Origin of the sequence: Deinococcus sp. Leaf326, from assembly GCF_001424185.1 — a bacterium.
Taxonomy (GTDB): Bacteria; Deinococcota; Deinococci; order Deinococcales; family Deinococcaceae; genus Deinococcus.
Map to the genome: position 1 here is coordinate 44675 of NZ_LMOM01000014.1, position 13360 is coordinate 58034.

Sequence of the window (13360 nt, forward strand, 5' to 3'; positions counted from 1 at the left end):
TCGCGCCCCCTGTCCGGCCGAAAACTTCACTTCTTGCTGACGCGCTCGAACTGCACGTTGCCGTTGGCGTCGCGCACGAAACCGGTGATGCTCTTGCCCGTCACGACCGGCTTGTTGGGCTGGTACAGCACCGCGTAGGGGCCGTCGTCGACCATCAGCTTGGTGAGCTGGGCGTAGAGGTTGAGCCGCTTGGCCTGGTTGGTCTCGGTCGCCGCCGCCTGCGCGAGCTGGCTGGCCTGGGGGTTGTTCCAGGCGTTGCGCCACGCCAGCGACTTGGCGCCGTAGTCGCTCAGGGGCGTGCCGTTGCCGTCGGCGTCGGGGTAGTCCGGCCCCCAGTACATCAGGATCATGCTGGTCTTCTGGGCGCGGTAGGCGGTGAGCAGTTCGGAGGTCACGCTCTGGCGGATGTTGACCTTGATGCCCACCTTGGCGAGGTCCGACTGGAGCTTGGCGGCGAGGTCCTGGCAGGGCACGCCGCCGGGGCAGGCGCCGGTGCCGATCTGCATGTCCACGGAGAACCCGTCCGGTTTGCCGGCGGCGCGCAGCAGGGCCTTGGCCTTGGCAGGGTCGTAGGGGTAGCTGATCTGCGGGTTGGACCCCGCCATGCCCAGCGGGATGATGGTCTGGGTCTTGCGCGCCAGCCCCTGCAGCAGGCTCTTGATGATGCCGTCCTGGTCGATGGCGTAACGCACTGCCTGCCGGACGCGCGGGTCTTCAAAGGCCGAGCCCTTGGCCGAGTTCATGCCCAGGTACGCCAGAGTGAAGGTATCGGTCTTGAGCGCCTTGAGGTTGGCGTTCGTCTGCGCGGCCTTGAAGGCGTCGGGGGTGTAATCCCAGGCCACGTCGATCTCGCCCGAATTGAGCGCGGTCTGCTGCGCGGCCGATTCCTGCATGTAGCGCAGGATCACGCGTTTGATGGTGGGCGAACGCCGGAAGGCGTTGGGATTGGCGTCCAGAGCGATCTGCGCACTCTGGTCCCAGCGGTTGAGCTTGAAGGGGCCGCTGCCCGCCGAGTGGTTTTTGAGCCACGCGCTGCCGTAATCCCCGTTCTGAACATGCGCCTTCGCCTCGGTGCTGTCCACGATGCCCCCCACGTTGAAGGTGAGCAGCGCCAGGACGATGTTGGGGTTGGCGGTCTTGGGAATCTCCATCACGACCGTTTTGGCGTCGGGGGCCGTCACGGAGCCGGCCTTCAGGTTGGCTACGTCGGTGAGCAGGAAGCTCGACGGCGTCTTGAGGGTGATCACCCGTTCGAGCGAGTACACCACGTCGGCCGCCGTCACGGGGCGCCCGGTGCTGAACTTGGCGTCGCGCAGCTTGAAGGTGATGCGCGAACCCGTGCTCGTGGGCGTCACGGTCCAACTGCTCGCCAGTCGGGGGCGCAGGGTCTTGAGGTTGTTGCCCTCGTAGGCCACGAGCGTGTCGTAAATGTTGCCCAGGATCAGCGTTCCCGAGAATTCGTAGGCCACGCCGGGGTCGAGCGTAATGAGGTCGCTGAAGTCGCCGCCGACCACCAGCGTGTTCTGGCGCTGCGCTCCGGCGAGCCCTGCGCCCAGCAGCGCCGTGCACATCAGAGTTCTGGTCAGCAGGGTCCGGGACAGTAGCGTCCGGTTCAACTGGGGAAAAGCCGAGGTCAGGGTCATGGGATCTCCTTCGGAACAAGGGCGGTTCAGGGCAAGGGAGTCTGCGGGGACGTTCAGGGTCAGGGGAGAGACCCTGCGGCCATCTGGGCCGCCTCGGCGGGGTAGGCGGCTTTCAGGTCCGCGAAGTCCTGGGGTCTCCCGACCCACCACCACAGCACCTCGGCGTCCTCCACGGCGCGCGTGACGTGACCCTCGCCGGCTGGGATGAGCATGAAGGTACCGGGGCCGGCGAGATGGACCTGACCGCCGATCTCGATCTCGACCTGCCCGCTCAGGACATACGAATATTCGTCGGCGGGGTGCGTGGACTCGCCCGCCAGGGGGACCTGCTGCCCGCGCCGCATCCGCGCGGTGCCGACCAGCGTGCTGCCCGCGCTGTTCTCCGCATTGGCCAGATGCTCGAACACGAGCCCGATGGGACCTGCCTGGGTGCCGAAACCGACTTGCCGTGTGTGCATGGTCACCTCGCGCCTTCTCGGAGCCGCGCTTCATTCAGAACAGGGTGGGGGTACCGACCCAGAGCAGCACGGTGTCGCGGCCGCCCCGGTTTTCCCAGAGATGGGGAGTGGTGGACTGGTAGTGCACGCTGTCGCCGGGATGCAGGTCGAACTCGCGGTCCTCGATTCCCAGGTGCAGGCTGCCCTCCAGCACGTAGAAGAATTCCTCGCCGGCATGGGTGGTCATCTCCGAGACCATGCCGGGCGCGAGGCGGGTCAGCAGGACCTCGAGGGCGCGGTCGGGCACGCGGCCGGTCAGGGAGGCGAACTGCTTACGCGCGTCACCGACCGAGAAGTAGAGCTGTTCTCCGGCCCGCTGTACGGCCCCTTCCGGGACGGGCGGGGCCACGAAATACGGCGTCGAGACCTGAAGCGCCCCGGCGATCCGCGTCAGGGAGGTCAGCGACGGCGAAGCCTTGTCGCGCTCGACCTGCGACAGGAACGGCTTGGAGAGATCGGCCGCGCGGGCGACTTCTTCGAGGGTCAGGCCCAGCAGCCGTCGGCGCGAGCGGATTTTGGCTCCTACACTCATCGGCGGCTCCTGGAAACAGGTGGGGCGCAAGGTGGCCGGAAAGCCAGATACAGGAAAGCCCTCCAGCCGATTCGGGACGGATGAGGAGAGAGAAGAGAACACCAGTCGGCGCGGTCCGGGTCGGACGCCCGGAGCTGCCCAGGGAAGCAAAGAGAAATGAACTCCGAGAGGGAATCTTCGTAAGAGGACTGACGATGCGCGAAGTGGCGTTGTGTGGAACTGGGTTAAACGGTATCAAACAAAGTTTGATGCTACGAAAGTTATCTAGAGTGCTGCCGAACTACTCAGGCGCCCCGGTTGGGTGTAGTTGGGATACAGGAAACGGCCGGATCGTCAAGATCCGGCCGTTTCCTGTGCGCTCTCAGGGGGTTCGGCGCGCCGACCTCGCCTGAAGCAGCACGACCACGAGCAGGAAGACCCCGCGGATGACGTTCTGCCAGAACACGTCAATGCTGATGACACCCTTGCCGTTCTCGAAGTTCAGGATGTTGAACACCAGTCCCAGCAGTGTCACGCCCACCATCGTATTGAACAGCGAACCACGCCCGCCGCTCAGCAGGGTGCCGCCTACCACGACCCCGGCGATGGCGGTCAACTCCCAGCCCACGCCCTCGACCGGCTGCCCGGCCCCGAACTGCGCGGCCAGGATCACGCCCGCCAGCCCCGCGAGCAGGCCCGACAGGGCGTAGACACCTACCTTCACGGCGTCCACCTTCAGGCCCATCAGGCGGGCGGCGTCCTCGTTGTCGCCCACGCCCAGGGCGCTGCGGCCAAAGCGGGTGGAATTGAGCAGCACGCCGCCGAGCGCCAGGGCCACGAGCAGAAAGACCATCGGCATCGGTACGCCCAGCAGGTCCCCCTGGCCCAGAAAGGCGAAGGAACTGCCCGAATCCACCGAGACCGCCGCCTGCCCCGAGGCGAGCTGCGCGACTCCCCGTGCCCCCAGAAAGGTGCCGAGCGTGATGATGAACGGCTCGATCCTCAGCCGCGAGATCAGGACGCCGTTCAGGAGGCCGACGGCCAGCCCGCCCGCCAGCCCGGCGAGGAGCCCCGCCACGGCCCCGTGTGGACTGGCGAGCGCGGCCAGCACGCTGCTCATGGCTGCCACGCTGCCCACCGAGAGGTCGATGCCGCCCGTGACGATCACGAAGGTCATGCCGATGCCGATGAGCAGGAACATGGCGTTGTAACGGAAGAAACTGCTGGCGTTGTAGGCACTCAGGAAACCGTCGTAGCGTAGAGACGCGAACACCACGAGCAGCAGCAGTGCCCACAGCGCCCCCCGACCTTTCAGGAAGGCCAGGACGTTCGGGCGGGCCGCCGCCCGGGAGGAAGGAGAAGGCTGGACGGTGGTCATGCGCGCCTCCGGTACTGTAGGGCTACCGCCACGACGATCACGGCGGCCTTGACGATGAGGGCGACAGAATCCGGCACGCCCTTGACGAGCAGGGTGTAGCGCAGCAGCTGGATGAACAGTGCCCCCAGCAGCGTGCCGAGCATGGTCACGCGCCCTCCGTTCAGGGCCGTGCCGCCCACCGCCACGGCCGCGATGGCGTCGAGTTCCATGTTCTGACCGACCAGGTTGCTGTCCGAGCTGGAGTTGATGGCGATGACGATGAGGCCCGCCAGCCCCGCTAGCGTGCCCGACAGGGTGTAGACGAGCACCCGCGTTCGGTCCACCGGCACTCCGGCGAGCCGGGCAGCCTCAGGGTTGCCGCCGACCGCTACGACCTGGCGCCCGAACAGCGTGCGGCGCAGCACCCAGGCCGCGAGCAGCAGCAGCGCCAGCATGAGGTACACCTGCACCCCGATGCCCAGAAAGCGCGCGGTGCCCAGCGCCCCGAAACTCGGCTGCGTGAAGTTGACGAGGGCGCCGCCGCTGATGACCTGCGCGACGCCGCGCCCGGCGATGAACAGCACCAGGGTGGCGATGATGGGCTGCACGGCGAAGCGCGTGACGAGCAGGCCGTTGAAGGCCCCCAGCGCCGCCGTCGCCAGCACCGGCAGCACGAAGGCCAGCGCCGTGCCCAGCCCTGGCCCCAGCGCCGGGCTCAGGAACAGCAGCGGAGCGATGGCGCCGCTGATCGCCATGAGGGAGCCCACCGAGAGGTCAATGCCGCGCGTGGCGATCACGAAGGTCATGCCGATGCCGACGATCACGATGGTCGCCGTCTGGGTGAGGTTGATGTTCAGGGTGGCGAGGCTCAGGAAGTTGGGTGTGGTCGCCACGTTGAACAGGATCAGGGCCAGCAGCGCGATGAGGGCCGAAGACCGCTGGAGCGAGAAGGTGGGGCGTGGGCGGGCGCTCTCACGCAGGGTGGTGGTCATGGGTGCCTCCAGCGGGGCCGGTGTGCGGGCCGTGCGCCATCGCGGCGAGAAGCGCGTCCTCGCTCAGTTCGCTCTGGTCCAGGGTCGTCACCGACGCGCCGTCGCGCAGGACCGTGACGCGGTGGCAGCCCTCGAGCAGTTCCTCGGGGTCCGACGAGATCATCAGTACCCCCAGCCCGCCGGCCGCCAGTTCGCTGATGAGCTTCTGGATCTCGGCCTTGGCGCCCACGTCGATGCCGCGCGTCGGCTCGTCGAGAATCAGGAGGTCGGGTGAGGTGCATAGCCACCGGGCCAGCAGGACTTTTTGCTGGTTGCCGCCCGACAGCTCGCGGATGGGCTGATCGGGCGACGAGCAGCGGACCTTCAGGCGCCGGATGAACTCGTCCACGACCCGCGTCTGGGCGGCCTGGTCCACGACGCCCGCGCGGGTGAGCTGAGGCAGCAGCGCCAGCGTCAGGTTCTCGCGTACCGACCACTCGGGCACGATGCCGTCGTGCTTGCGGTCCTCGCCGCAGAACGCCAGGCCCGCCCGGATGGCCTGGGCGGGGGCCTTCCAGGCCACGCGGCGGCCCCCCAGGGTCACGTCGCCCGTCGCCGGCTCAGCCGCGAACAGGGCGCGCGCCGTCTCGCTGCGGCCCGACCCCAGCAGCCCGGTCAGCCCCATGACCTCGCCCCGGCGCACCGAGAGGTCCACGCCGCGCAGCGTGGGCGGGCGGCGCAGGCCCGAGACCTCCAGCAGCGTCTCGCCGGCCGACGCCGTGCGCTCGAACCCGGTCTGGCCCTCGCGGGCGAGTTCCTGTTCGCCGCGTCCGAGCATCACCGAGACGAGTTGCAGGCGGCTGAGCTCGGCAAGGGGCCCCTGGTGGACGGTGCGCCCGTCGCGCATCACTGTGATGTGGCTGCACGCGGCGTACAGCTCGTCGAGGCGGTGCGACACGAAGATCACGGCCACGCCGCGCGCCTGGAGGCCCCGGATCACGCCGAACAGCGTCTCGACCTCGCGGTCGTCGAGGCTGCTGGTGGGTTCGTCCATCACGACGAGCCGGGCATCGAGGGCCAGGGCGCGGGCGATGGCGACCATCTGTTGCAGGGCCAGGCTGTAGCTTTCCAGCGGCCTGGTCACGTCGAGGTCGATTCCCATGCTGCCCAGGACCTCGGCCGCGCGGCGCCGCATGGCGCGGTGGTCGATCAGTCCGAAGCGACGGGGCTCGTGTCCCAGCATCACGTTTTCCGCAACCGTCTGGAGCCGCACGAGATTCACTTCCTGGTAGATGGTGGCGATGCCCGCGCGCTGGGCCTGGAGGGTCGAGCCGAAGGCGACCTCCGTGCCCGCAAACTGCACGCTGCCGGCGTCGCGGCGATACACCCCGGTCAGGACCTTGAGGAGTGTGGACTTGCCCGCACCGTTCTGGCCGATGAGGGCATGGACCTCGCCGGGCATGACGCGCAGTTCCGCGCCGCGCAAGGCGTGGACCCCGGCGAAGGCCTTGTCGATCCCGCTCATGTGCAGCAGCGGAGGAGAAGAGGCGGGAGAGGGAGGGGCGGCGCTGGTCTGGGTCATGGAACGTCACCGTCTGTGCGCGTCGGCCGATCTCTAGGGGCCGGACGGAAGGAGACACCGGTCGAAGGCGGACCACCGAAAAGGGGCGGAGGAGGCCCGCAGACCCACCCGCCCCGCAGAAAGCCTCGGTGCCGGTTGCTCAGAAGGCGCTGTTGAGCATGGCCTTGGCGTTGCTGGCGTCGAAGAAGCGGTCGTCGTTGATAAGGCGCCCGGCGATCTTCTTGCCGGCCGCGTAATCTTTCAGGGTCTGGAAGGCCTTGACCCCGAAACGCGGGTTGCACTCGACCGTCGCGCCGAGCTTCCCGACGATGATGGCTTCGAGCGCCGACTTCTGGCCGTCGATACTCACCAGGGTGATGTCCTTGCCGGGCTTGCGGCCCGCAGCTTCCAGCGCCGTGATCGCGCCCAGGGCCATCTCGTCGTTGTGGGCGTAGACGGCTGTCGCCTCGGGGTGCGCCTGGATGAGCGCCTCCATCACCTTGCGGCCCTCGTCACGGGTGAAGTTCCCGGTCTGCGCGGCGATCACCTGGATGCCGGGAACCTTGGAGATCACGTCGTGGAAGCCCTTTTCGCGGTCGATGGCCGGGCTGCTGCCGGTCGAACCGAGCAGTTCGATGACCTTGGCCTTGCCGCCGGTCTTCTTGACGAGCCATTCGGCGGCGCGCTTGCCCTCGGCGTAGAAGTCCGAGCCGATGAAGGTCACGTAGTCGGTGCCCGCCTTGACCACCGAGTCGTCCACGTTCCGGTCGATGACGAACAGTGGAATGCCCGCGCGCTTGGCCTCCAGCACGACCGGGGTCAGGGGCTTTTCCTCACGCGGCGTCAGGAAGATGGCGTCCACGCGCTGAGCGATGCACGATCTCACGTCGCTGGCCTGCTTGGCGGCCGACCCGTTGGCGTTGGTGAAGATCAGGGTCCAGCCGAGCCGCTTGGCCTCGTCCTGCATGCTCTTGGTCTGGGCCAGGCGCCAGGGGTTGTCCATCTCCGACTGGTTGAAACACACGCGGTAGGTGGGCTTGACGGCCAGTTTGGGCAGCCCGCCGGTCTGGGCGGCGGCGACGGCGAGGGTCAGGGCGGCGGCGGACAGCAAAACGGTGCGGGTCTTCATGGTCTTCCTCCTGAATAGGGAAACTGCGTCGGAAAGGACAGCGCGGCAGACACCTGCGGAACCGCCGGGACACTTCGGAAACGTTGGGACTGGTCGTCCGACTATAGGGCTCGGCACAGGATGTGCCTCTGGTTTTGTGAACGATCACAGACTAAATCTCACTGGACTCGCCGTCAAGTCCCCCAGCTTTGGACAGGCGGAGGAAGGGCAGAGTCGGCATACCCGTCTTGGGAGGAGGGTTCCAGCCCCAGCCCCGACGCCGATAATTTCCCGCAAAGGTTGAACTGAGCGTAGAAAATCCAGCTGGAGGGGTCTTTCTCCAAGCGGGGGTTCAGTCCGCCGGCTGGGCCCGCCCCCTGCGACCAGCCCAGTGCCGCGCCGGGATGGAGAGTGCTCCCGGCTTGACAGGCACCGGAGAGAGCTCCTACGCTGTGACCGTTCACAAAAGCTTGAAACCAAATCGAAGACGAAGGACGTTCCGGGTCGGCGCACCGTCCCAGACGGTCCGGTGCGGCCACGCCGTGAGACAGGAGAAAGGAGATAGGCATGATCGAACCGACAGCTGGTCAAGCAGAGCAGTACACCGTGGGGGTGGATTTCGGCAGCCTGTCGGGCCGGGCCCTGCTCCTGCGGCTCAGCGACGGCGTGGAGGTCGCCAGCAGCGTGCTGGACTACCCGCACGGCGTCATGAGCCGTGAACTGCCCGGCGGCCCGGCGCTGCCGCCCGAGTGGGCCTTGCAACACCCGCAGGACTACCTCGACGTGCTGCGGCACACCGTTCCCGCCACGCTGCGGCAGGCGGGGGTGCGTCCCGAACAGGTCGTCGGGATCGGGATCGACTTCACGGCCTGCACCGTGCTGCCCACCCGCGCCGATGGCACGCCGCTGTGCTTTCTGCCCGGCTGGGAGGGGCGCCCGCACGCCTACGTGAAGCTCTGGAAGCATCACGCCGCGCAGCCGCAGGCCGACCGCCTCAACGCCGCCGCCCGTGAGCGCGGCGAGGGCTGGCTGACCCGCTACGGCGGCCTCCTGAGCAGCGAATGGGCGCTTGCCAAGGGGCTGCACCTGCTTGAGGAGGACCCAGAGGCCTACGCGGCCGCCGACCGCTTCATCGAGGCGGCCGACTGGGTGATCTGGCAATTGTCGGGCCGCGAGACGCGCAACGTCTGCACCGCCGGGTACAAGGCGGCGTACCAGGACGGAGCCTACCCGTCGCGCGAGTATTTCGCGTCGGTCAATCCGGCCTTTGCCGACTTTGCCGACAAGTTGCGTGGGCCGCTGGCCGCGCTGGGCGAGCGCGTGGGCGGCCTGAGCGCGGCGGGGGCCGAACTGACCGGCCTGCTGCCCGGCATCGCCGTCGCCGCTGCGAATGTAGACGCGCATGTCACCGCGCCCGCCGTCGGAGCGGTGAGGGCCGGGCAGCTCGTGGCCATCATGGGCACGAGCACCTGCCACGTCATGACCGGCGAGGGACTGCGCGACGTGCCCGGCATGTGCGGGGTGGTAGAGAGCGGCATCCTGCCCGGCCAGTACGGTTACGAGGCGGGCCAGAGCGGCGTGGGCGACATCTTCGCGTGGTTCGTGAACACGGCCGTGCCCGCCGCCACGAAACGTGACGCCGACGCGGCGGGACGGGACCTACACATGCATCTCAGTCTCCTGGCTGCCCGGCTGCGTCCCGGCGAGAGCGGCCTGCTGGCGCTCGACTGGCTGGGCGGCAACCGCAGCGTGCTCGTGGACGCCGACCTGACCGGCCTGATCATGGGGCTGCACCTGCACACCCGTCCCGAGGAGATCTACCGCGCGCTGCTGGAGGCCACGGCGTTCGGCACCCGCGTCATCGTGGAGAACTTCGCGGCGGCGGGGGTCCCCGTAACCGAGTTCATCGCGGCGGGGGGCCTCGTAAAAAACGCCTTCCTGATGCAGCTCTACGCTGACGTGCTTGACCTCCCGGTCAGCGTGGCCGACACTGCGCAGGCCCCGGCCCTGGGCAGCGCCATGCACGCGGCGGTGGCGGCGGGCGTCTACCCCGATATCGGGGCGGCGGCCGCACACCTCGCCCGCGTGAAGAAGGCGGCGTATACGCCGGACCCCGCCACCCGCGCCGCCTACGACGCCCTGTATGCCGAGTACGTGCGCCTGCATGACGCCTTCGGGCGCGCGAACGGGCCGCTGTTCTCCACCATGAAGACGCTCGGGCGGCTGCGGCGCGGCGCGGCGCCGGTCGGCGACGCTACCCCCGCCGAGGCGACCGACGCCGGGGTGCTGGCATGAGTTCCCTGCATCCCGAGCTGGCTCATCTGGCCGGTCTCCGCGCCGAACTGCACGCCCTGCACCTCGAACTGCCCCGGAACGGCCTGGTCACCTGGACGAGCGGCAACATCAGCGCCCGCGTGGACGGCGGAATGCTCATCAAGCCGTCGGGGATCACCTTCGACGATCTGCGTCCCGAACACCTCGTCCAGACTGATCTGGACGCGCAGGTTCTCTACGGCGACCTCAGTCCCAGCAGTGACACCGCCACCCACGCCTACATCTACCGCGAGCTGCCCGAGGTGGGCGGGATCGTGCACACGCACAGTCCCTACGCGACCGCCTGGGCCGCCAACGCGCGTGATATCCCGTGCTTCCTGACCGCGATGGCCGACGAGTTCGGCGGACCGATTCCCTGCGGCGGCTTCGCGCTCATCGGCGGCGAGGAGATCGGGCGCGAGGTGGTGCGGGTGCTGCGCGGGCACCGCAGCCCGGCGATCATCCTGCAGAACCACGGCGTGTTCACGGTCGGCAGGACGCCGCGCGCCGCGCTGAAAGCCGCCGTGATGTGCGAGGACGTGGCCCGTACCGCCTTCCTGGCGACCCAGTTGGGCCACCCACAGCCGCTGCACCCGGCTGACATCGACAAACTCTACGACCGCTACACCAATGTCTACGGCCAGAAAGCCGCCCCGGCACCCAAAGAAGGAGAAGTCGTCTCTTGACACACCCTGCCCCCACCCAACTGGCCACCCCCGCCCTCTGGTTCGTCTGCGGTTCGCAGCACCTCTACGGCCCCGAAACGCTCGAACAGGTGGCCCGCAACGCGCAGGAGGTCGGCGCGGGCCTGGACGCCAGCGGCGCGTCCCCGCTGCCCATCGTCTCCAAGGGCGTGCTGACCACTCCCGATGACATCCGGCGCCTGTGCCTGGAGGCCAACGCCGACCCCGAATGTGCGGGCCTGATCCTGTGGATGCACACCTTCAGCCCCGCCAAGATGTGGATCGGGGGCCTGAGCCAGCTGCGGAGGCCCTTCGTGCACCTGCACACCCAGTACGCCCGCGACCTGCCCTGGGACAGCATCGACATGGATTACATGAACCTGCACCAGGCCGCGCACGGCGACCGCGAGGCGGGCTTCCTGCATACCCGGCTGCGGCTGGAGCGCAAGGTCGTGGTAGGCCACTGGAGCGACCCCGAGGTGCAGGCCCGACTGGGCACGTGGGCACGGGCAGCCTGGGCCTGGAGCGACCTCCAGGGCGCGAAGTTCGTGCGTTTTGGCGACAACATGCGCCAGGTGGCCGTGACCGAAGGCGACAAGGTGGCTGCCGAGACCCGCTTCGGCTTCAGCGTGAACACGCACGGCGTGGGGGATCTCGTGGCCCGCGTGGACGCCGTGACGGACGCCGAGGTGGACGCCCTGATCCAGACCTATCTGGCCGAGTATGACGTGGCCGCCGAACTGCGCCCCGGCGGCGAGCGGCACGGGTCCCTGCGCGACGGCGCCCGCATCGAGGCCGGAATGCGCGCCTTCCTGCAAGAGGGCGGCTACAAGGGCTTTACCGACACCTTCGAGGACCTGCACGGCCTGAAGCAGCTTCCCGGCCTCGCCACCCAGCGCCTGATGGCTGAGGGTTACGGCTTCGGCGGCGAGGGCGACTGGAAGACGGCGGCCCTGGTCCGCGCCATGAAGGTGATGGCGCACGGCCTGGAGGGCGGCACGAGCTTCATGGAGGACTACACCTATCACCTGGAACCCGGCAGGCATCAGGTTCTGGGGTCGCACATGCTTGAAATCTGCCCCACCATCGCCGCCGAAAAGCCCAGGCTGGAAGTGCATCCGCTGGGCATCGGCGGCAAGGCCGACCCGGTGCGGCTGGTCTTCGACGGCGAGACGGGCGCGGCGATCAACGTGTCGCTCATTGACCTGGGCAGCCGTTTCCGCCTCATCGTGAACGAGGTGGATTCGGTGGAGCATCCCGACCTGCCCGAGTTGCCCGTGGCGCGCGTCGTGTGGGAGTGCCGCCCCGACTTCAAGACCGCCTGCGCCGCGTGGATCTATGCTGGGGGCGCCCACCACACCGGCTACTCCACGGCGCTGACCACCGAACACATCGAGGACTTCGCGGCGATGGCGAACGTGGAACTGGCCGTGATCGACGCAGACACCCGCCTGCGCCCCTTCCGCGAGGAACTGCGCCTGAACGACCTGTACTACGTCCTGTCCCAGGGACTCCGGGTGTGACCCGGCCCCCGGACGCGCTGTGAGGGCCGCGCGCCAGTCCGGTCCGCTGCCCCCCCCGGTGACACCGGAGCCGGCGCAGGCGACTGATACAGTGGCGGCATGGTCTGGTCAAGCTCCTCCCTACCGGCAGCGTTCCATGCGTAGGGACGAAGCGGCGGCCGTGACCATCCATGACGTCGCCCGGCAGTCCGGGGTGTCGTATCAGACCGTCTCGCGGGTCGTCAACAACCATCCCAGCGTGGCCGACACGACGCGCGCGCGGGTGCAGGAAGCCATCGCCCAGCTCGGCTACCGCCCCAGCCTGCTCGCCAAGAGCCTCTCGACGCGGCGCTCGATGCTGCTGGGCGTCGTGGCCTACGGCACCGAGCAGTACGGCCCGTCCCAGTTCGTCCAGAACGTGCAGCGCAGCGCCCGCACCCACAGCTACGAGGTGCTGCTCGTCACCCTGCGCGAATTCGAGGAGGCGGCCATGCTCGAGGCCGTCGCCCGGCTCGGCCAGTTCGGGGTGGACGGCCTGGTCCTGCTCGCGCCCCACCACGCGCACGGGGTCGTGCGCCGGCTGGGCACCCAGGTGCCGTTCATCGTGGTGGACGCCACCGAGGAAGTGGACGGCACCACCGTCAGCATCGACCAGGCGGGGGGCGCGGCCCTCGCCGTCGAGCACCTGATCGGGCTGGGCCACCGGGCCATCCTGCACATCAGCGGCCCGAAGGAGTGGAGCGACGCCGAACTGCGCTACCAGGGCTACGTGCAGACCATGGAGAGCCACGGCCTCGCGCCGCTGCCGCGCTTCGAGGGCGACTGGAGCCCGGCGAGCGGGTTTGCGGCGGCGCAGCGGGCGCTGGACTCGGGTGTCTCCTTCACGGCCCTGACGGTCGGCAACGACCAGATGGCCCTGGGAGCGGTCGCCGCCCTGCGCGCGGCGGGGCGGAGCGTGCCGGGCGACGTATCGGTGGTGGGCTTCGACGACATTCCCGAGGCGGCGTATTTTGAGCCGCCCCTGACCACCGTGGCCCAGGATTTCGGTCTGCTGGGCCGCAAGAGCCTCGAAGAGCTGCTGCGGCGCATCGCCGAGCCGGCCAGCCGCAGCCGGCACGTCATCTTTCAGCCGCAGTTCGTGTTGCGGAGCAGCACGCGGCGGCTGGGTGAGGAGGAACCGGGCTGGTCCCGGTGATGGCCCTTCATCGTACCTA

At 68.6% G+C, this 13360-nt stretch carries 11 protein-coding genes; 4 read left to right on the forward strand and 7 right to left on the reverse strand.

The annotated features are described in order from the left end of the window. Positions 1 to 26 precede the first annotated feature (26 nt). From ASF71_RS05335 to ASF71_RS05365, 7 genes are all read right to left on the reverse strand, one after another. The gene (locus tag ASF71_RS05335) at positions 27 to 1643 is read right to left on the reverse strand and encodes an ABC transporter substrate-binding protein (RefSeq protein WP_200939661.1); all 1617 of its coding nucleotides are present in this window, start codon (positions 1641 to 1643) and stop codon (positions 27 to 29) included. A gap of 59 nt (positions 1644 to 1702) precedes the next feature. Continuing rightward, on the reverse strand, positions 1703 to 2101 hold the full coding sequence (locus ASF71_RS05340) for a cupin domain-containing protein (protein WP_056296184.1): 399 nt from the start codon (positions 2099 to 2101) through the stop codon (positions 1703 to 1705). Between the two features lie 34 nt (positions 2102 to 2135). Then, the gene (locus ASF71_RS05345; protein WP_056296186.1) at positions 2136 to 2672 is read right to left on the reverse strand and encodes a helix-turn-helix domain-containing protein; all 537 of its coding nucleotides are present in this window, start codon (positions 2670 to 2672) and stop codon (positions 2136 to 2138) included. 361 nt (positions 2673 to 3033) lie between these two features. Beyond that, a complete protein-coding gene (locus tag ASF71_RS05350) occupies positions 3034 to 4029 on the reverse strand; it encodes an ABC transporter permease (protein ID WP_082505571.1) in 996 nt (331 codons plus the stop codon). Further along, on the reverse strand, positions 4026 to 5000 hold the full coding sequence (locus ASF71_RS05355; RefSeq protein ID WP_056296189.1) for an ABC transporter permease: 975 nt from the start codon (positions 4998 to 5000) through the stop codon (positions 4026 to 4028). The genes ASF71_RS05350 and ASF71_RS05355 overlap by 4 nt, the downstream gene beginning before the upstream one ends. Further along, a complete protein-coding gene (locus ASF71_RS05360; RefSeq protein WP_056296192.1) occupies positions 4981 to 6561 on the reverse strand; it encodes a sugar ABC transporter ATP-binding protein in 1581 nt (526 codons plus the stop codon). The genes ASF71_RS05355 and ASF71_RS05360 overlap by 20 nt, the downstream gene beginning before the upstream one ends. A 139-nt stretch (positions 6562 to 6700) precedes the next feature. Continuing rightward, positions 6701 to 7669 carry an ABC transporter substrate-binding protein gene (locus ASF71_RS05365; protein WP_056296195.1) on the reverse strand — a complete coding sequence of 323 codons (969 nt, stop codon included), beginning with the start codon at positions 7667 to 7669 and terminating at the stop codon, positions 6701 to 6703. A gap of 546 nt (positions 7670 to 8215) precedes the next feature. Here ASF71_RS05365 and araB point away from each other — a divergent pair. The 4 genes from araB (at position 8216) to ASF71_RS05385 (ending at position 13341) form a co-directional block, all read left to right on the forward strand. Further along, a complete protein-coding gene (araB, locus tag ASF71_RS05370) occupies positions 8216 to 9943 on the forward strand; it encodes a ribulokinase (protein WP_056296197.1) in 1728 nt (575 codons plus the stop codon). After that, positions 9940 to 10647 carry an L-ribulose-5-phosphate 4-epimerase gene (locus tag ASF71_RS05375; RefSeq protein WP_056296201.1) on the forward strand — a complete coding sequence of 236 codons (708 nt, stop codon included), beginning with the start codon at positions 9940 to 9942 and terminating at the stop codon, positions 10645 to 10647. The genes araB and ASF71_RS05375 overlap by 4 nt, the downstream gene beginning before the upstream one ends. Further along, positions 10644 to 12167: an L-arabinose isomerase gene (gene araA, locus ASF71_RS05380; RefSeq protein ID WP_200939662.1), complete on the forward strand. Its 1524-nt coding sequence runs from the start codon at positions 10644 to 10646 to the stop codon at positions 12165 to 12167. The genes ASF71_RS05375 and araA overlap by 4 nt, the downstream gene beginning before the upstream one ends. A gap of 136 nt (positions 12168 to 12303) precedes the next feature. Next, on the forward strand, positions 12304 to 13341 hold the full coding sequence (locus tag ASF71_RS05385) for a LacI family DNA-binding transcriptional regulator (RefSeq protein WP_082505573.1): 1038 nt from the start codon (positions 12304 to 12306) through the stop codon (positions 13339 to 13341). The last annotated feature ends 19 nt before the right edge of the window (positions 13342 to 13360 follow it).